Source organism: Thioalkalivibrio sp. AKL17, assembly GCF_000377885.1.
In the GTDB taxonomy this organism is placed as follows: domain Bacteria; phylum Pseudomonadota; class Gammaproteobacteria; order Ectothiorhodospirales; family Ectothiorhodospiraceae; genus Thioalkalivibrio; species Thioalkalivibrio halophilus.
This window is the reverse complement of sequence record NZ_KB898766.1, coordinates 36,294-54,744: the sequence shown is the minus strand read 5'-3', so window position 1 is coordinate 54,744 and position 18,451 is coordinate 36,294. Positions and strand designations below refer to the sequence as shown.

Genomic DNA, 18,451 nt, shown 5'->3' with positions numbered 1-18,451 from the left:
GCACTGTTCAGGAGGCTTTCCGGCGCGGGTGAAACATCCATCCGACCGACGATCGTCGCACAACCACCCGGACCACCCGTGGCGATCAGGGAACGATCCTGGCGTCCTGCGGACGGTCCGCGATCCGGGTACGCTCCGATGACCCAAGAGCAACAACCGCAAGAGGAACCGGCGCTTCGGGAAGCCCTGGAGCAGGCCCGGGAGCGCATCCGGGAACTCGAGGCATCCCGCGAAGATGCCCGGCAAACGCTGGAAGAACTTCAACTGCATCAGGAGGAGCTGCACGCCCAGAACGAGGAACTGCGGCAGACGCAGCAGGCCCTGGCTCAGGCCAGTCAGCGCTATCAGGATCTGTTCGACTTTGCCCCCGTGGCATTCCTGGTTCTCGATGCCAACGGGGAAACGGTGGAAGTCAATCGCACCGCGACGCGCATGCTGGGACTGCCACGCAGCCATCTGCTGCAGCAGCCACTGCGGCGGTTTCTCGACACCTCCAGCCGCGAGCCGTTCCACCAGCTTCTGGCCGCCGCCGGACACGGCACCCCGCCGGAGGATTTCGAGCTGGTACTCAACACGCCCGAGCAATCGGAACTGCACGTGCAGGTCAGCCTTTCCCCGGATCACGACCCGGCGGGTCTGCGTTTCCGTCTGGCCATGGTGGATGTCACGGCCCGCAAGCGCGCCGAGCAGCATCAGCGTCTGGCCGCCACGGTGTTCGAGGAAAGCAACGAAGGCATCATCGTGACCGACGCCCGTGCCCGCATCCAGCGGGTCAATCATGCATTCACCATCGTCACCGGATATCAGGAAGACGAAGTCGTCGGCCGTACTCCGGGTCTGCTCTCGTCGGGGCGCCATGACCGCAGCTTCTACGAGCACATGTGGAACCGGCTCCAGGAGGAAGGCCACTGGATGGGAGAGGTCTGGAACCGGCGCAAGAACGGCGAGATCTACCCGGAGTGGCTGAAGATCAACGCGGTCACCGACCGGGACGGGAACATCCGGCATTACGTCGGGATCTTTTCCGACATCGGTGATCACGGCCAGACGGGACAGGATGTCGAACGCTTTGCTTTCTATGACGCACTCACCGGACTCCCCAACCGGACCCTGCTGCACGAACGCCTCAAGCACGGCCTGATGCGCTCCAAACGCGACGGCAGGATGGTGGGCGTCTTCTACCTGGACCTGGACGGCTTCAAGACCCTCAACGACACCCTGGGTCATCAGGCCGGAGATCAGCTGCTGCAGCAGGCAGCGGAACGGCTGCAGAAAGTCATCCGCCCCTCCGATACGGTCGCGCGGCTGGGCGGCGACGAGTTCACCGTAGTGCTGTGCGAACTGGACGACGAGGAGACGGCGATGCAGACCGCCCGACGGGTGGCCGGCGACATCCTCGCGGCCCTGCGGCGCCCGTTCCACATTAACGGTAACGAAGTCATCTCCGGGGGAAGCATCGGCATCGCCCTGTTCCCGCGGGACGGCTCGACCTGCAGCGAACTCGCCAAGCATGCCGACATCGCGATGTATCAGGCCAAGGAGGGCGGGGGGCAGGGCTACGCCTTTTTCGCCCCCGAGATGAATCGCCAGCTCGAACGCCGGGTATCGCTCGAGAACCAGCTCCGGCACGCTCTGGAACGCAACGAACTGAGCCTCGCCTTCCAGCCGGTGGTGGATGCCCGGCAGGGACGCGTGGCGGGTGTGGAGGCCCTGATGCGCTGGGACGGCTTCGACGGCTCGATCTCGCCCCTGGAGTTCATCCCGATCCTCGAGAACCTCGGCCTCGGTGCGGAAGTGGCCCGCTGGACCCTGGAGCAGGCCTGCAATGCCCTGCGCGACTGGACATTCCCCGGTGCCGAAGAGCTGTGGCTGGCCGTGAATTTCTCTCCCCGACAGCTCCACGGCCTGACCGCGGGGGATCTCCGCGACACCTTCGCGAAGACCGGGGTAGAACCGAGTCGGGTGGTCGTGGAAGCGACCGAGGACCATTTCCGGGACGATGCGAGCTCCGTCATCTCCACCCTCCACGATCTGCGCAGCCTGGGGGTGCGGGTCGCCCTGGACGACTTCGGGACCGGCCATTCGTCGCTGGGGAGGCTGCGCCACATGCCGATCGATATCATCAAGCTGGACCGCAGCTTTGTCCGCGGCCTGCCGGAGGACACCTGTGACCTGGCGATCGTCAACACGGTGATGACCATGGCCCGGCATCTGGACATGCACTTCCTCGCCGAGGGCGTGGAAACCTGCGAACAACTGGGACTTCTGCGGGATCAGGGCTGCGACCTGATTCAGGGGTACGTCTACATTCCCCCGCTCCCTGCCAGCGACTGTGCCCGCTGGTGCGAAGAATTCCACCGGGACGGGCCATCCTTGCCCTCGCAATGCGGAGATCCCACGTGAGCACACCCGATTACATCGTCGGGATCGGCGCCTCCGCAGGCGGGCTGGAAGCCCTGGATGCGTTTTTCCAGCAGATGCCGCCCGACAGCGGCCTGAGCTTCGTCGTGGTTCAGCACCTGTCGCCCGACTACAAGAGCCTGATGGCCGAACTGCTGTCGCGGCACACGGAGATGCCGGTACAGCGTGCCGAAGACGGCGAAACCGTGGCCGCCAACCAGGTGTATCTGATCCCGCCGCGCAAGAACCTGACGCTGTTCCACGGCAAGCTGATCCTCAGCGAGCAGGATGCGAGCCGTGGCGTGAATCTTCCCATCGATGTCTTCCTCCGTTCCCTCGCGGAAGATCAGGGCGAACGCGCGATCGCCGTCATCCTGTCCGGCACCGGATCCGACGGCACCCGCGGCATCCGCGCCATCAAGGAGCAGGGCGGGATGATCATGGCGCAGTCCGCCGATTCCGCCAAGTTCGACGGCATGCCGCGCAGCGCCGCGGCCACTGGCCTCCCGGACTTCGTGCTGCCACCGGAGGAGATGCCACGCCTGCTGCAGTCTTTCGTGCAGCATCCGCATTCCGCCAAGGCCGAGGGCCCCGGTGTCATCGTCACCGACGAGGATGCCCTCACCCGGATCTTCGCGCTGCTGCGCGAGGATTCCAGCATCGACTTCACCTTCTACAAATCCAGCACCGTTGTGCGCCGCATCGAGCGCCGGATGACCGTCAACGAAATCGGCGAACTGCGGGACTATGCCCGCTATCTCGAGCGCCATCGCGATGAGGTCAACACCCTGCGGCGTGAACTCCTGATCGGTGTCACCAGCTTTTTCCGCGACCGCGAGGTCTGGGAGTATCTGGAGCAATCGGTGCTGCCGGGGCTGATCGAGAACAGTGGCAAAAACGGCCTGCGCTTCTGGGTGGCCGGCTGTTCCACCGGCGAGGAGGCGTATAGCCTGGCCATCATCACCCGCGAGGTCATGGACCGCCTCGGCCTCACCGTGGACGTCAAGATCTTCGCGACCGACGTGGACCGCAATGCCGTGCAGAACGCCGGCAGCGGGATCTATCCGGAGAGCATCGTCGCCGATCTGCCCCCGGATCTGCTGGCCAAGTACTTCCAGCGCCAGGACGAGCAGTTCCAGATTGCCCGCCGGATCCGCGAGATGGTGGTGTTCGCCCCGCACGACCTGTTGCGGGACCCCCCGTTCACCAACATCCAGCTGGTGTCATGCCGCAATCTGCTGATCTATCTGCAGCCCGTGCTGCAGAAAAAGGTCCTGGACCTGTTCAACTTCTCCCTGAGCCCGGACGGTGTCCTCGTCCTCGGCAACAGCGAGACCGTGGGTGACGCGCCCGATACCTACGAACCCGTCGACCAGAAACTGCGGATCTTCCGGACCCGGGGCAAGCGCCGCCTGCCCGCCAACCAGGAATCGCGCGAACATGGCATGCGCACGGGGCCGACCCCCTCCGGGCCGTCCGGTCGCGCCGCCCGCCAGGAACACGAGGAAGAACGACTGCTCGGACGCCTGGTAGAAACCCTGGGCGAAGAGATCCTGCCCCTGATTCTGGTCGTCAGCCAGGACCTGGAACTGCGCCATGTGGTCGGCAACCCCGAGGGTTATCTCCACATGCCCACGGGCCGCGTGCACCACGACATTACCCGCCTGGCAACCGCGGACCTGGCCACCCCGCTGGCCACCGGGCTGCAGAAAGTGTTCAAAACCGGTGAACGCACCAGCTACAGCAACGTTCATCTGCGCCTGCGCGAAGAGAAACAGGTCGTGGAGCTGCGCATGCTCCCGCTGCCGACACACAAGGGCCAGACACCGCTGGCTGCGGTGGTCATCCGGCCGCAGCACCAGCAGGCCTCTTCCAGCGACGAAGCCGTCGTCTACGACCTTGACCAGGAGACCCAGCAGCGCATCGCCGACCTGGAAGCGGAGCTGCAGTTCACGCGGGAGAACCTGCAGGCCACGGTGGAGGAGCTGGAAACCGCCAACGAAGAACTCCAGGCATCCAATGAAGAACTGCAGGCGTCGAACGAAGAGCTGCAGAGCACCAACGAGGAGCTGCAGTCGGTCAACGAGGAACTGCACACCGTCAACGCCGAATACCAGAGCAAGATCAGCGAGCTCTACGAGCTCAACAACGATCTCGACAACCTCCTTTCGGCCAATGGCATTGCCTCCCTGTTCCTCGACAGCCAGCTGCGAATCCGGCGCTACACCCCGGCCCTGACGGAGGTCTGCCAGATCACCGACGGCGACATCGGGGGCCATCTGGCGGAGGTCTGTCGGCGGCTGGGACCGCAGGACCTGCCGGAACTCGCATGCCAGGTGCAGCGCGAGCGGCAGCCGGCGGAACGTGAAGTACACCTGGGACGGGGCCGCTGGTATCTGCTGACCATGCACCCCTATCAGGTCGGATCCGAGTACACCTCCTCGGTGGTGATGAGCCTGGTGGACGTCACCCACCTGAAGGACACGCAACGGGCGCTGGAGGCATCCCAGCTGCATTTCCGCCGGCTGTTCGACGAGGCCCCGCACATCATCCTGCTGCTGGACCCACAGGGCCGAATCCGCGAACTCAACCGGACAGCCCACGAGCGGCTGGGATCCGCCCTTGAGGACCTGGAATCACCGGACCTTCGCGAACTGATCCCGGCCCCGCCCGACGATGAAGGCGGCCACCAGGCCCTGGAGTCACTCCTGAAGGGGGCCCCCCTCAGTGAAGGCCGCATCCGGCTGCGGATCCCGGACGGCACGGAAATCCCCGCCGAGGCCAGCGGGGTACCCGAGATGGTCGAAGGTCGCGTCACCGGTGCGCGCATCGTGCTGCGCGACATGCGCGAGCGCGCTCAGACCGGGGACGGATAGGCGACGCGCAGGCCACCCAGGCCGCAATAGCCGTCCGGAACCTTCGCCAGATACTGCTGGTGATAGTCCTCGGCGAAGTAATACGCCTCCAGCTCGCGGATCTCGGTGGTGACCGGACCCAGCCCCGCCGCCTGCAGCGCGGCGTTGAAACGCTCGCGGCTGGCCAGCGCGGCCTCGTAATGCGCCGGGTCCACGGTGTAGATACCGGAACGATACTGGGTCCCGACGTCATTGCCCTGACGCATCCCCTGGGTCGGATCGTGGCCTTCCCAGAAGGTCCGAAAAAGCCCCTCCAGCGAGACCCGGCGCGGGTCGAACACCACCCGCACCAGCTCCGCGTGCCCGGTCTGCTCGCTGCAGACCTCGCGATAGGCTGGATTGGGCGTGTAGCCGGCCCCGTAGCCCACGCTGGAGGAATACACCCCGTCGAGCTGCCAGAACAGTCGCTCGGCGCCCCAGAAACACCCCATACCGAAATGGATGACCTCCATCCCGTCGGGGTACGGCGGGGCCAGGGGCGTTCCCAGCACCGCATGACGCTCCGGGACCGGCCTGGCCTCCGCCCGCCCCGGCAGGGCGCGTTCAGGATCGACCATCTGCGGCTGCATCCAGTCTCGAAACATCATGTTCTCCTGCTCAGTCAGCCGGGGTCAGCCTCAGCAGCTCGCCCGGATTGTGGTCGGTCAGCACCCAGATGGCCCCGTCGTGCACCCGCACGTCGCGCACTCGGCGGTCCAGATCCGGCAGGACCTCGACCTCGTCGACCAGTTCCCGGTCCTCGAAGGTCAGGCGCCGCAGGGTCCGGTGGGCGAGGCCACCGGCCAGCAAGTCGCCGTCCCGGTCGGCGAAGGCCGGATCGCGGATGATCGCCATGCCCGAAGGCGCGATCGACGGCGTCCAGTGATGCAGCGGGGACACCATCCCCTCCTTCTCGGTGATCCCCTCGCCGATCTGACCGCCGCCGTATTCCTCGCCGTAGGTGATGACCGGCCAGCCGTAGTTGTTGCCGGGCTCGATGATATTGACCTCGTCACCCCCTTGCGGCCCGTGCTGGTTCTCCCACAGGGTGTCGGTCTCGGGGTCCATCACCATGCCCTGCGAGTTGCGCACGCCATACGCCCAGATTTCGTCACGCCGGTCGGCGTCATCCACGAACGGGTTGTCCGCGGGGACCGAGCCGTCGTCGTGCAGGCGGATGATGGTACCGATGTGGTTGGACGGATCCTGCGCCTGGTGGCGGTCCCCGCGGTCGCCGACGCTGATGAACACGTGAGTGTCGTCGTCGAACACGATGCGGCTGCCGAAATGGCGCCCGCCCCGCACGCCCGGCTCGGCGGTGAACAGGGTCTCGACGTCGCTCAGGGCCCCGTCCTCGAGACGCCCGCGCGCCAGACGCGTGGTCAGCCCGCCGTCCACGCTGGCCGCATAGGTGAAGTACAGCCAGCGGTTGTCGGCGAATTCCGGATGCAGGGCCAGATCCAGCAACCCGCCCTGGTTGCGCGCCCGCAGGTCATCCGGCAGCCCCGGCACCAGTTCACCCCGGCCGGAAAAATCCGGGCCGTGGTCGCCGGCCGGGAAATGCCGCAGCGCGCCCGGGCGCTCGCTGATCAGCGCCGAGCCATCGGGCAGAAAGGCAATGGCCCATGGGTGATTGAGCCCCTCGTGCAGAATCTCCACCGACAGCCCGTCGGCCGACGCCTCCACCGCCTCGGGCGACGGCGCCGAGGCTCCGGAACATCCCGCGACGAGAAAACTCCCGGCGGCCAGCGCGGCCAGACTGCGACGCACAACGTGAACCGGTTTCATCATGATGCTCCTCCCGTCAATCCTTCTTCTTTGGTCCGGAACCGTGCCTTCCGGGTTCCGGCGTGTGCCCGTACCCCGTTCACGGCTCCGCGCGCGTATTCGTACCAGGTGCCCCACATCCCGAGGTGGGTGCGCAGCAGCCACGGCGTATCGTCAGGCTCGGGTCGATAATTGGTGTCGCCCTCGGGCATGGATCAGTAGAGCGGGGGCTCGCCCTCGGGGCGGGTGCGGAACAGGCGCAGGGTCCACAGATACTGCGCCGGGGCCTGTTCCACGCCCCGTTCGATAGCGGCATTCATGGCCCGTGCGTCGGCCGCGTCGTCGCCCGAGGGGAAGCCCTCCATTGGAGGCCACAGGCGCATCACGTATTCGTCACGGGCGAGGTCGTACCAGGCGAAACTCGGCAGCACCACCGCCCGCGACATGCGCGCCAGCCGCCCCAGGGCGGTCAGCGTGGCCTTGGATACACCGAAGAAATCCACGAACACCGCGCCGTCGGCGCCCAGGTCCTCGTCCGGCAGGTAATAGAAGAACCGCCCGCGACGCAGTTGGCGAATCGCCGGGCGCAGCCCCTGCTCGCGGGCGAAGATGTCCCCGGAGTAGCGGGTGCGGCTGCGGTGGTTGATCCACTCCAGCACGGGGTTCTTCATCGGCTTGGCGAAGGAGACCCCGTCGTACATCTGGCTCATGCGCACCCCGCCGTAATCCAGCCCCAGCGAGTGCGGGGCGAGGATGATCACCGGTGTCCCGTCGGAGCGCGCGCGTTCGTAGTGCTCCAGCCCGTCCACCCGGATGCGCGAGGCATGCTCGCCGGGCTTGCCGAACCACAGGAGCCCGTAGTCCAGCACGGTCTGCGCCTGGTAGCGGTAGAAGGCGGCCAGCCGCGCTTCGCGTTCGGCCGCATCCAGCTGCGGGAAGCACAGCTCGAGGTTGCGTTCGGCGATCCGGCGGCTGCGCCCCGAGCGGCGGTACAGCAGGCGGCCGATGCCCCGGGCCAGCGCCTGCACCGCCGAACGCGGGATCTGCTGCAGCACCCAGGCCAGCGCAACGCCAACCCAGGTGAGCCAGTAGCGGGGGGCGAAATGCCGCGCGGTCAGCGGCGCCCGGTAGGCACCGACGTCCGCATCCTCCCCCGGGGCATCGTCACGGCTCATGTGTCCGCATCACCTCCGGCCTCCAGCAGGCGGCGGGCGCGCTTCGCGGAGACCTCCATTTCCTTGACCGCCTGCAGGTCGCCCTTCTCCTCGGCGATGGCCATGCCCCGCTCGCAGACCTCCAGCGCACGCTGCGGGCGCTCCAGGGCGACCAGGGTCTTTGCCAGCAGTTTCCACGCCGCGGAGTAGCCCTCGTCCAGCTCCAGCGCGCGCTCCAGGTGCTCCACCGCCGCCGCCTGCTGGCCATCGGTCACCAGGGCGTTGCCCAGCGAGAAGCGCAGCATCGCGGAGTCCTCGCCTCCGTCCAGCATGTTCTGGAAACGTTCGACCATCTGCGACATGGACGACCTCCTGTCCTTGAATTCGCTCCTACCCTAGCGCTGCCAGAACGCCGGGGACAGAAGCACCAGCACGGTGAAGATTTCCAGCCGCCCCATCAGCATGGCGAGGATCAGCACCCATTTGCTGAAGTCGTTGATGGACTGGAAGTTCGGCCCCACCTCGCCCAGGCCGGGGCCGAGGTTGTTGAGGGTGGCCGCCACCGCCGAGAAGGCCGTGACCTGATCCAGTCCGGATGCCATCACCGCCAGCATCATCACCACGAACACCATCACATAGGCCGCGAGAAAACCCCACACCGCCTGCACCACGCGGTCCGGGGCCTCCTTGCCGTTGACCTTCACGGCGATGCGCGCATGCGGATGGATCAGGCGCTTCACCTCGCGCATGCCCTGCTTCATCAGCAGCAGCACGCGCACCACCTTGATGCCGCCACCGGTGGATCCGGTGCAGCCACCGACGAACGACAGGAAGATCAGCAGCACCGGCAGAAACCCCGGCCAGAGGTAGAAGTCGTCGGTGGCGTAACCGGTGGTGGTGCCGATGGACACCACGTGGAACGCGGCCCGGCGGAAGGCGTCCGCGCCGTCCGCGGCAAAGCCGGTCACCAGCATGTAGGCCACCACCACGGCCACCGCCGAGGCCATCAGGATCAGGTAGGTGCGCAGCTCCTCGTCACGCCGATAGGGCGCGACCGACGCACGATGCAGGGCGAGGAAATGCACCGCGAAGTTCATCCCGGCGATCAGCATGAAGACGATCGCCACGCCCTCGATGGCGGCGGAATCGAAGTGGCCCAGGCTGGCGTCGTAGGTGGAGAACCCGCCGATCGCCACGGTGGTGAAGGAATGCGCGATCGCGTCGAAGACCTCCATCCCGGCGACCCAGTAGGCCACCGCACAGGCCACCGTCAGGCCGAGGTAGATGTACCACAGGTTGCGCGCGGTCTCGGCGATGCGCGGGGTCAGCTTGTTGTCGCGGATCGGGCCCGGGGTTTCGGCCTTGAACAGCTGCATGCCGCCCACGCCCAGCAGCGGCAGGATGGCCACTGCCAGCACGATGATGCCCATGCCGCCCATCCATTGAAGCTGCTGGCGATACCACAGCAACGCCTTCGGCATGTCGTCCAGCCCGGTCAGCACGGTGGCGCCAGTGGTGGTCAGCCCCGACATCGACTCGAAGGCCGCATCGGTGAAACTGACGTTCAGATGCGGGTCGAGCACCATCGGCGTCGCCCCGGCCAGGCCCAGACCCAGCCAGAACATCACCACCAGGATGAACCCGTCGCGCGGCTGCAGTTCGCGATGCGCGCGATACAGCGGCCCCCAGAGCATCCCGCCGACCAGCAGCAGCACCATGAACGCCTGCATGAACACGTACGCGGTGGACTCGTCGTAGATGTACCCGACGAGTGCGGGCGGCAGCATGCTCAGGCTGAACAGCGTGAGCAGGATCCCCAGCAGGCGCGCGGTGGAGGCGAGATGGAGCACGGCGGACGGCTCAGAAGAACAGCGGGCTGGGCTGGAACAGGCGCTGAACCTGCTTCACCTTGCCACGGTCGGTGAGGAACAGGATGACGTGATCCCCCGAATGGATCACCGTGTCGTGGTGCGGAATGATGACCTCGTCGTCGCGCACCACGGCGCCGACGCTGGCCCCCTCCGGAAGGTTGATCTCGTCGATCCGGCGGTCCACCACCTGCGAGGTGCGCGAATCGCCGCTGACTACGGTTTCAATCGCCTCGGCCGCGCCGCGGCGCAGGGTATGCACGGTGGCGGTCCCGCCCTCGCGCACCCGGGCCAGCAGGGCGCTCACCGTGGCCTGCTGCGGCGACAGCGCAACGTCGATGGTCCCGCTCTGCAGCAGATCCACGTAACTCGGGCGGTTGATCAGCGACATTACCTTGCGCACGCCGTAACGCTTGGCCAGCATCCCGGCGAAGATGTTGGCCTGATCGTCGTTGGTCACCGCGCAGAAGACGTCGCTGTGCTCGACGTTGACCGCCTCCAGGAAGCGGTCGTCGGCGCTGTCGCCCTGCAGCACCAGCACGTTGCCGGGCAGTTCCCGGGCGAGCTGGTCCGCCCGCTCCGCATCGCGCTCGATCACCTTCACCCGATAGCGCTTGCTCAGGGCCTCGGCCAGCCGCCGGCCGATGTTGCCGCCGCCGGCGATCATGATCCGCTTGTAGGGCTTCTCCAGCTTGCGCAGCTCGGAGGTGACGGCACGGATGTTCTTCTTCGCCGCGACGAAGAACACCTCGTCATCGGCTTCCACCACCGTGTTGCCGTCCGGCTGGATGGAACGGTCCTGACGGAAGATCGCCGCGACCCGGGTATGGACCCCCGGCATGTCGTAGCGCAGATTCTTCAGCTCGTGGCCCACCAGCGGCCCGCCGTAGTAGGCGCGCACCCCCACCAGCGACACCCGTCCCTCGGCGAACTCCAGGACCTGCAGCGAGCCGGGATGCTCGATCAGGCGCTGGATATGGCTGGTCACGATCGCCTCGGGCGAGATCAGCATGTCCACCGGGATCGCATCCTGGGCGAACAGTTCCGGGGTCTCGTGATAGTCGCGGGCCCGTACCCGGGCGATCTTGGTCTCGATGTTGAACAGCGTGGAGCCGATCTGACAGGCCAGCATGTTGACCTCGTCGGAGTCGGTCACCGCCACCAGCATGGACGCGTCGCGCGCCCCGGCCGCATCCAGTACCGACGGATGGGCCCCGAAGCCGTGGATCGTCTTGAGATCGAACTGATCTTCCAGCTCGGCCAGGCGTTCGGCACGGTTGTCGACGACGGTGATGTCGATCCCGTCGGCACTCAGGGCCTCGGCCAGGGACTGACCGACCTGACCGGCCCCCAGGATGATGATCTGTTTCATGCGTCAGCCGTCGGATTTCACGCGGCGCGGATCGATGCCCAGCGCCTTGAATTTGCGGTAAAGATGGGTCCGCTCCAGACCGACCCGCTCGGCCAGTCGGGTCATGTTGCCCTCGGAGCGTTCCAGCTGCTGCATCAGGTATTCCCGTTCGAACTGTTCGCGCGCCTCGCGCAGGGGCAGGTCGGGGATGGTCACCACCCCCTCGGCGCTCTCCTCTTCCGCCCGCCGCGGCTGCCCCGACAGGGTGCGGTCCACCTCATCACGGGTGATCTCGTCGCCGGAGCCCAGGATCATCAGGCGCTGGACCAGGTTGCGCAGTTCGCGCACGTTCCCCGGCCACGGGTACTGCTGCAGGCACTCCAGGGCCGGGCGCTGGAACGTGCGCTGCGGCAGGCCCTCCTGCTGATGCAGCTGGCGCATATGGTAGTCCAGCAGTTCGGGGATGTCCTCGGCGTGCTCGCGCAGCGGCGGCACGTTCAGCGGCAGGACGTTGAGGCGGTAATAGAGATCCTCGCGGAACAGCCCCTGCTCCACCGCCTCGCCCAGATCGTGCTGGGTGGCCGCCACCACGCGCACGTTCACGCTGATCGGCTGGTCCCCGCCGATGCGCGTGATGCGACCGGTGTCCAGGGCATGCAGCAGGCGTGCCTGGGTCTGCAGGTCCATCTCCGCAACCTCGTCGAGGTACAGCACCCCGCCGGAGGCCTGCTCCAGCAGGCCATAGCGCACCCGCTCGCCCTGCTCGCTGCCGAACAGCTCGGCGACGGCCTCGTCGCCCGACATCGAGCCCACCGATACCACGATGAACGGGCTTTCGCGCCGCGCGCTGCGCGCATGCAGCATGCGCGCGAAGGTCTGCTTGCCGGCTCCGGGCTCGCCGGTGATCAGCACCCAGGTATCGTGCTGGGCCATGCGCTGCACCTGGTCGCGCAGGTTCACCATCACCGCGCTGCTGCCCACCGGGTCCGCCACCGGGGCCACCTGGCGCCGCAGGCCGGTGTTTTCCCGCTGCAGGCGCGCGGCCTCCAGCGCGTTGTTCAGGGTGATCAGCAGCTTGTCGATGGTCAGCGGCTTTTCGATGAAGTCGTAGGCGCCCAGGCGGGTCGCATCCACCGCGCTTTCGACATTGCCGTGGCCGGAGATCATCACCACCGGGCACATCGCCCCCTCGTCCTCCTGCCATTCCTTGAGCAGGGAGACCCCGTCGCCGTCGGGCATCCATACGTCCAGCAGGATGGCGTCCGGCCGCCGACTGCGCCGCTGTGCCTTGGCCTCGGCCACCGAGCCCGCGAGCGCCACCTGGTAGCCCTCGTCCTCCAGCACGTCGCGCAGCAGCATGCGGATGTCGGGCTCGTCGTCGACCACGAGAATGTAGGCGTCGCTCATTGCGGCTGTTCCTCCTCGGCAGCGGACGCCCCGGACGGGCCGCCCTCGTCCACCGGGATGCGGATCACGAAGACCGCGCCGCCCGCCCCGGAATCATCATTATGGCACTCGATGATACCCCCGTGCTCCTCGACGATCTTCTGCGCCACCGCCAGTCCAAGCCCGGTTCCACGCGGCTTGTGCGTCGTGTAGGGCTCGAAGATGCGCTCCAGCAGCTCCGGCCGGATCCCGGGACCGTTATCCCGGACACGCAGTTCGATCCAGTTTCCGGAGGCGCTTTCGACATGGTCGGTGGAGACGTACACCTCCAGGTCGTCGCCGCGCTCCTGCTCCTCGGCCGCCTCCATGGCGTTACGAACCAGGTTGTGCAGCAACTGACGCAGGCGACCGCCGTCGGCACGGATCAGCGGCATTCCCTCGCCCAGATCCAGATGCACCCGCGAGCTGCCGTCCGCGCCCAGATACAGCTCGGAGACGTCGCGCACCAGCTGGTTCACGTCGGTGTGGCCGAGTTCCAGTTTGGGCGCCTGGGCGTAGTCGCGGAAGGCGTTGACCAGGGTCTTCATCGCCTCCACCTGCTGGATGATGGTGCCAGTGGCGCGTTCCAGTACCTCGTGGTCGGCCCCCTCCAGCACCCGGCCCAGCCGGCGCGAGAGACGTTCGGCGGACAGCTGGATGGGCGTCAACGGGTTCTTGATCTCGTGGGCCAGGCGCCGCGCCACCTCGCCCCAGGCCGCATCGCGCTGGGCCTTCAGGAACTCCGTCATGTCATCGAACACGATCGCGTGCAGCCCGCGCCCCGAGCCCGGGGTCGGCAGCCAGACCGCGCGCGTCATCAGCACCTTGCGCCCGCTGCGGGTGAACACCACCACCTGGCGCGACCATTCCGCCTCGTGCCCGGCCAGCGGATCGCGGATGGCCTCGAAGAACTGGTGCACCAGCGGGCACTCGCGGCCGACCTCGGCGATGTCCCGGGTGCGCGCGCCCGGCAGGTCGCATTCGAGGATCTGGCCGGCGGCGTCGTTGGCGGTGCGCAGGCGCAGGCTGCCGTCCAGCGCCAGCACGCCCGAACGCAGGTGCTTGAGCACGCTCTCCAGATAGGCCCGCTCGGCGTCCAGCAGCCGGCGGTTGCGCTCGGCCTCGTTGCGCGCCTCGCTGAGGGTGCGGGTCATCGCGTTGAAGGACTGCACCAGAAAACCCAGTTCGTCCGCCCGCCGCACCTCCAGCCGGGTGTTGTAGTCCCCGGCGGCGACCATGCGCGTGCCCTGCACCAGATCGGACACCGGCTGCACCAGCCGCCGTGCGACCACCAGCCCGGCCCACAGCGCGGCCATCAGCGAGATCGCCAGCGCCAGCGACATGGTGAAGATGAAGCCCTGGGTGATCGGCCCGCGCAGATAGGCGAACTCGCGGTAATCGGCGAACGCGTCCTGCACCCGCAGGGACAGGGCGCTCATGCGCGGATCCACGGGGTACACGGCCTGCAGGATGCGGTTGTCGGTGCCGGGTCGGCGCGAGGCCGTGGTCGCCACCACACGGATCACCAGCTGGTCATCGGGGCGCGGCTCCAGACGCGAGTAGGGCTGGCCCGGCCGCACGCGCATCAGGATGTCGGAGCTTGGCGGTGACGGCAGCTGGCGGATGGGGCTGTCGGTGCTCGACGCGATGATGCGGTTGTTGGCGCCCACCAGGGTCAGCTCCTGGGCCCCCAGACTGCGCCGGTAATCGTTGAGGGTCAGCCCCATCAGGCCCTCGGAGACACCTTCCAGGTCTTCCATGATCTCCTGGGTCTCCTCGGCCAGCTGCCGCACGCGCAGGTCCAGCGAGGAGCGCGACAGCTCCAGCGCGTCTTCCAGCGCCGAATCCACGCGCACGTCGAACCACGAGTCCACGCCTTCGCTGAGGAATTCGTAGGAGAAGTAGTACACCACCGAGACCGGCAGCACCGCGACCAGCATGAACCCGCCGACCAGGCGCAGGGTCAGGCGGCTGCCCGGCACCCCGTGGCGGTACTGCCAGAACATGCGCACCACCTGATAGATGATCAGGCCGGCCAGCACGATCAGCACCCCGGCGTGGAACACCAGCAGCCAGATGAACAGCTGTTCGAAACGCGCCTGGTGCTGGGCCGCGTCCCCCATCACCAGCAGCGAGGCCAGCAGGAGGACGAACAGCAGGATCATCCCCAGCAGCCCCCAGGGCAGGCTCTTCAGTCGAGCGACCATCCGTACCACTCCTGACGGGCCGTGAGTTCGCCGCGCAGGCCGGCGTCCAGCTGCAACGGCAGCGGCAGTGCGGTGTAGTCCAGCGACAGCCGGGCGTTCAGGCGGTAGTCATCCGGGGCCTCGCGCAGCGCCTCGGGGACGTCCTCCAGCCGGATCCGCCCCAGACGGCGGGCGCTCTGCTCCAGAGCATCCCCCAGGGTGGGGCGCAGCTCCATGCGCTCGCCATCCCGCGAGGTCACCAGATAATGCCGGTTGAGGGGGTAGTAGCGCAGCTGCACGCGGTTCTCCGCGCGTACCAGCGGTCTCCCCGGCAGCATGCGGTCGGGCTCCGCCTGCGCCTCCAGCCGAAACCCCAGGATCACGCCGTTCTCCAGCGCGTCCACTAGGACTTCGGGCAGGTTCATGTGCAGATCCAGGCGCGCCAGCAGCGTGGTGTCATCCAGCCACAGGTGGCTGGCGTCGCGGATCTCGAGTGCCGGGGCCACCCCCGGCACCAGCAGCAGCACCAGCAGCCACGGGATCCGCGGCATCAGTCGCCGACCTTCTCCAGCAGGGCATAGTAGAAGCCGTCGCCTCCGGCCAGCCCCGGCGGGATGGAAACCCCGGAGGAACGGGACAACGCCCCGGGAATCGGGCCTTCCGCGCCCGTCTCCACGGCACACGCGTCACCGGTCGCCTCGACGAACGGGGTCACGACTTCCTGGTTTTCCGCGTCCAGCAGGGAACAGGTCGCATACAGCAGCCGCCCGCCCGGACGCAGCAGGTCCCAGGCCGCGCGCAGCAGACGGACCTGTTCGGCGGCCAGACGCGGGATGTCGTCCGCGCGGCGCAGGGTCTTGATGTCCGGATGCCGGCGGATCACGCCGGTGGCGGAACAGGGCACATCCAGCAGGATCGCGTCGAACGGCCGTCCGTCCCACCAGGCGTCGGTGTCACCCAGATCCGCCACGGTCAGCGTGGCGTCCAGCTGCAGCCGGTCCAGGTTCTCGCGCACCTGTTCCAGGCGCGTGGCGTCGTTGTCCAGGGCCACCAGATCCAGCTCGCCGCCGGCACGCTCCAGCAGATGCCCGGTCTTGCCGCCCGGAGCGGCGCAGGCATCCAGCACCCGCTCGCCCGGGCGCGGCGCCAGCAGATGCGCGGCCCACTGCGCGGAAACATCCTGAACCGACAGCCGGCCGTCACTGAATCCCGGCAACGCGGTTACGTCGGTGGCCGCCTCGAGCGTCAGAGCACCCTCGGGCACGTCGTGCAGCCGCGCCCCGAAGCCCGCCTCGCGCAGCGCCGCCAGCGCATCGGCCGGGCTCCAGCGACGGGTATTGACCCGCAGGGTCAGCGGGGCCTCGCGCAGCAACTCGCCCAGCACGGCCTCCGCGCGCTCGGGCCACGCGGCCTCGATCGCCTCGATCAGCCACGCCGGGCAGGCATGCCGCAACACCGGGTCCTCGGCGATGCGGGCCTCCAGCGCGTCGGTCTCGCGCAACGCGCGACGCAGGATCGCGTTGATCAGCCCCACGGCTCCGGGTCGGTGGATGCGGCGCGCGGTCTCGGCGGTCTCGCGCACCGCCGCGTGATCGCGGGTGGAGAAATGCAGGATCTCCGCCAGCCCCTGGGCCAGCAGCACGCCGATCACGCCGTCCTTGCGCCGCAGTGGCCGGTCCAGGCTTTCACGCACCAGCACCTCCAGCTGCGGATACCAGCGCAGGGTGGTGTACACCAGGGCGCGGGTCCAGGCCGCCTCGCGCACCGGGAGATCCGCCACCGCGGGTTCCAGCACGCTGTTGAGCGAAGCCCCGTGCAGCACCACCTGCTCGGTGGCCTCCACGGCGCACTGGCGGGGAGAAAGCTGGCGGGCCATCAGGCGTCACCTCCGAGTCGCTGACCGGTCAGATCACCGGTATTGGCCCAGTCGCCGGCACTCACCGGCCGCCGGCCGGGCAACTGCACGCGCTCCAGACGCAGGAGACCGTCGCCGGTAACGACGTCCACGCCCTCGCCGCCCGCGGCGACGATGGTGCCCGGCCCGGCATCGGCGGGCGTCATGGTCGCCGCTTGCGCCGCCTCAACGGGCCGGGCGGCATGGATGCGCAGGACCGCCTCGCCGTCCGGCATGCGGGTCCAGGCGACCGGCCAGGGGTCGAAGGCGCGCACGCGGCGGTCCAGCTCGCCGGCCGGCTGATCCCAGTCCAGTCGCGCCTCGTCCTTCTCGAGCTTGTCGGCATAGGTCGCCCGGGCGTCGTCCTGCGGCTCGGGCACCGACTCGCCACGCGCGATCGCCGGCAGGCGCTCCACCAGCAGTTCCGCCCCCATCCGCGCGAGGGCGTCGTGGACCTCGCCGGTGGTCACACGCGGCCCCAGCGGCAGGCGCCAGCAGGCGTGCACCGGGCCGGTATCCAGCCCCGGGGCCATCTGCATCAGGCACACGCCGGTCTCGTCGTCGCCGGCGAGGATCGCGCGATGGATGGGTGCCGCCCCGCGCCAGCGCGGCAGCAGCGAGGCGTGGATATTCACCCCGCCCAGAGGCGGGATCTCCAGCACCGCGCGCGGCAGGATCAGCCCGTAGGCCGCGACCACCAGCAGGTCCGGCTGCCATTCGGCCAGCCGCGCCCGCGCCTGCGGATCCCGCAGCGATTCCGGCTGCTCCACCGGGATCCCGGCGGCCGTCGCGGCCTGCTTCACCGGCCCCGGACGCAGCTTGCGGCCCCGGCCCGCCGGGCGGTCCGGCTGGGTATAGACCGCGACCGGCGGGTGACCCGCCGCGATCAGGGCCTCCAGCGCGGGAACCGCGAAGTCGGGGGTTCCCGCGTACACGATGCGCGGCGCCGGGGCGTCCCTGTCGGCAGCCGCCATCAGACCGCGGGCACCGCGGCCTTGCCGGAACCACCGGCGCGCGCGCCCTGCTTCTCCAGCTTCTTGCGGATACGGCCACGCTTGAGACTGGACAGGTAATCCACGAACAGCTTGCCGTCGAGATGATCGATCTCGTGCTGGATGCACACCGCCAGCAGCCCGTCGGCCTCGGCCTCGAACGGCTGGCCGTCGCGGCCCAGCGCGCGGAAGCAGATCCAGTCCGCGCGCCGCACCTTCTCGTAGTAACCGGGCACCGACAGGCAGCCCTCGTCCATCTCTTCCTCGCCCCGGGTCTCGAGGATCTCCGGATTGATCAGGGCCCGGGGCTGGCTCTGGTCCTCGGAGACGTCGGCCACCAGGACACGCTTGTGGACGTTCACCTGCACCGCCGCCAGGCCGATGCCCGGTGCCGCGTACATGGTCTCGAACATGTCGTCCACCAGTGTGCGGATGGAGTCGTCCACCTCGGTGACCGGTTCGGCCTTCTGCCGCAACCGGGGATCGGGAAAGTGGAGAATTTCTCGCTTCGCCATGAAAA

General features: G+C 68.0%; 14 protein-coding genes. 2 read left to right on the top strand and 12 right to left on the bottom strand.

Annotated features, from left to right (window positions below):
• Window positions 1–138: 138 nt before the first annotated feature.
• Both D577_RS13600 and D577_RS0106325 read left to right on the top strand, forming a co-directional pair.
• Window positions 139–2,403, top strand: coding sequence for a GGDEF and EAL domain-containing protein (locus tag D577_RS13600; RefSeq protein ID WP_018946688.1), 2,265 nt, complete (start codon window positions 139–141; stop codon window positions 2,401–2,403).
• Window positions 2,400–5,276 (top strand): chemotaxis protein CheB, encoded by a 2,877-nt coding sequence (locus D577_RS0106325; RefSeq protein WP_018946687.1) that lies wholly within the window; start codon window positions 2,400–2,402, stop codon window positions 5,274–5,276. The genes D577_RS13600 and D577_RS0106325 overlap by 4 nt, the downstream gene beginning before the upstream one ends.
• Here D577_RS0106325 and msrA read toward each other — a convergent pair.
• The 12 genes from msrA to def all read right to left on the bottom strand — a co-directional run bounded on the left by msrA (window position 5,258) and on the right by def (window position 18,446).
• Window positions 5,258–5,899 carry a peptide-methionine (S)-S-oxide reductase MsrA gene (gene msrA, locus D577_RS0106320; protein WP_018946686.1) on the bottom strand — a complete coding sequence of 214 codons (642 nt, stop codon included), beginning with the start codon at window positions 5,897–5,899 and terminating at the stop codon, window positions 5,258–5,260. The genes D577_RS0106325 and msrA overlap by 19 nt on opposite strands.
• 13 nt (window positions 5,900–5,912) lie before the next feature.
• The gene (locus tag D577_RS0106315; protein WP_026288938.1) at window positions 5,913–7,085 is read right to left on the bottom strand and encodes a PQQ-dependent sugar dehydrogenase; all 1,173 of its coding nucleotides are present in this window, start codon (window positions 7,083–7,085) and stop codon (window positions 5,913–5,915) included.
• Between the two features lie 191 nt (window positions 7,086–7,276).
• Complete coding sequence (locus tag D577_RS0106310) at window positions 7,277–8,236, bottom strand: lysophospholipid acyltransferase family protein (RefSeq protein ID WP_018946684.1); 960 nt, start codon at window positions 8,234–8,236, stop codon at window positions 7,277–7,279.
• Window positions 8,233–8,577 (bottom strand): tetratricopeptide repeat protein, encoded by a 345-nt coding sequence (locus tag D577_RS0106305; protein WP_018946683.1) that lies wholly within the window; start codon window positions 8,575–8,577, stop codon window positions 8,233–8,235. The genes D577_RS0106310 and D577_RS0106305 overlap by 4 nt, the downstream gene beginning before the upstream one ends.
• Window positions 8,578–8,610: 33 nt before the next feature.
• Window positions 8,611–10,065: a TrkH family potassium uptake protein gene (locus D577_RS0106300; RefSeq protein WP_018946682.1), complete on the bottom strand. Its 1,455-nt coding sequence runs from the start codon at window positions 10,063–10,065 to the stop codon at window positions 8,611–8,613.
• Between the two features lie 10 nt (window positions 10,066–10,075).
• Complete coding sequence (gene trkA / locus D577_RS0106295) at window positions 10,076–11,455, bottom strand: Trk system potassium transporter TrkA (RefSeq protein WP_018946681.1); 1,380 nt, start codon at window positions 11,453–11,455, stop codon at window positions 10,076–10,078.
• A gap of 3 nt (window positions 11,456–11,458) precedes the next feature.
• A complete protein-coding gene (locus D577_RS0106290) occupies window positions 11,459–12,841 on the bottom strand; it encodes a sigma-54 dependent transcriptional regulator (protein ID WP_018946680.1) in 1,383 nt (460 codons plus the stop codon).
• Complete coding sequence (locus D577_RS0106285) at window positions 12,838–15,066, bottom strand: ATP-binding protein (protein ID WP_018946679.1); 2,229 nt, start codon at window positions 15,064–15,066, stop codon at window positions 12,838–12,840. Before D577_RS0106285 ends, D577_RS0106290 begins: the two co-directional genes overlap by 4 nt.
• Complete coding sequence (locus tag D577_RS0106280; protein ID WP_018946678.1) at window positions 15,051–15,596, bottom strand: DUF4390 domain-containing protein; 546 nt, start codon at window positions 15,594–15,596, stop codon at window positions 15,051–15,053. Before D577_RS0106280 ends, D577_RS0106285 begins: the two co-directional genes overlap by 16 nt.
• A complete protein-coding gene (gene rsmB / locus D577_RS0106275; protein WP_018946677.1) occupies window positions 15,596–16,921 on the bottom strand; it encodes a 16S rRNA (cytosine(967)-C(5))-methyltransferase RsmB in 1,326 nt (441 codons plus the stop codon). Before rsmB ends, D577_RS0106280 begins: the two co-directional genes overlap by 1 nt.
• The gene (gene fmt, locus D577_RS0106270; protein WP_018946676.1) at window positions 16,921–17,913 is read right to left on the bottom strand and encodes a methionyl-tRNA formyltransferase; all 993 of its coding nucleotides are present in this window, start codon (window positions 17,911–17,913) and stop codon (window positions 16,921–16,923) included. Before fmt ends, rsmB begins: the two co-directional genes overlap by 1 nt.
• The gene (def, locus tag D577_RS0106265; protein ID WP_026288937.1) at window positions 17,913–18,446 is read right to left on the bottom strand and encodes a peptide deformylase; all 534 of its coding nucleotides are present in this window, start codon (window positions 18,444–18,446) and stop codon (window positions 17,913–17,915) included. Before def ends, fmt begins: the two co-directional genes overlap by 1 nt.
• Between the last annotated feature and the right edge of the window lie 5 nt (window positions 18,447–18,451).

Bases quoted from the DNA above. Each gene is read 5' to 3' on its own strand.
- D577_RS0106285 (WP_018946679.1), bottom strand. From the start codon at position 15,066: ATGGTCGCTCGACTGAAGAGCCTGCCCTGGGGGCTGCTGGGGATGATC.
- D577_RS13600 (WP_018946688.1), top strand. From the start codon at position 139: ATGACCCAAGAGCAACAACCGCAAGAGGAACCGGCGCTTCGGGAAGCC.
- trkA (WP_018946681.1), bottom strand. From the start codon at position 11,455: ATGAAACAGATCATCATCCTGGGGGCCGGTCAGGTCGGTCAGTCCCTG.
- rsmB (WP_018946677.1), bottom strand. From the start codon at position 16,921: ATGGCCCGCCAGCTTTCTCCCCGCCAGTGCGCCGTGGAGGCCACCGAG.
- D577_RS0106290 (WP_018946680.1), bottom strand. From the start codon at position 12,841: ATGAGCGACGCCTACATTCTCGTGGTCGACGACGAGCCCGACATCCGC.
- fmt (WP_018946676.1), bottom strand. From the start codon at position 17,913: ATGGCGGCTGCCGACAGGGACGCCCCGGCGCCGCGCATCGTGTACGCG.
- D577_RS0106315 (WP_026288938.1), bottom strand. From the start codon at position 7,085: ATGATGAAACCGGTTCACGTTGTGCGTCGCAGTCTGGCCGCGCTGGCC.
- D577_RS0106310 (WP_018946684.1), bottom strand. From the start codon at position 8,236: ATGAGCCGTGACGATGCCCCGGGGGAGGATGCGGACGTCGGTGCCTAC.
- D577_RS0106305 (WP_018946683.1), bottom strand. From the start codon at position 8,577: ATGTCGCAGATGGTCGAACGTTTCCAGAACATGCTGGACGGAGGCGAG.
- msrA (WP_018946686.1), bottom strand. From the start codon at position 5,899: ATGTTTCGAGACTGGATGCAGCCGCAGATGGTCGATCCTGAACGCGCC.
- def (WP_026288937.1), bottom strand. From the start codon at position 18,446: ATGGCGAAGCGAGAAATTCTCCACTTTCCCGATCCCCGGTTGCGGCAG.
- D577_RS0106280 (WP_018946678.1), bottom strand. From the start codon at position 15,596: ATGCCGCGGATCCCGTGGCTGCTGGTGCTGCTGCTGGTGCCGGGGGTG.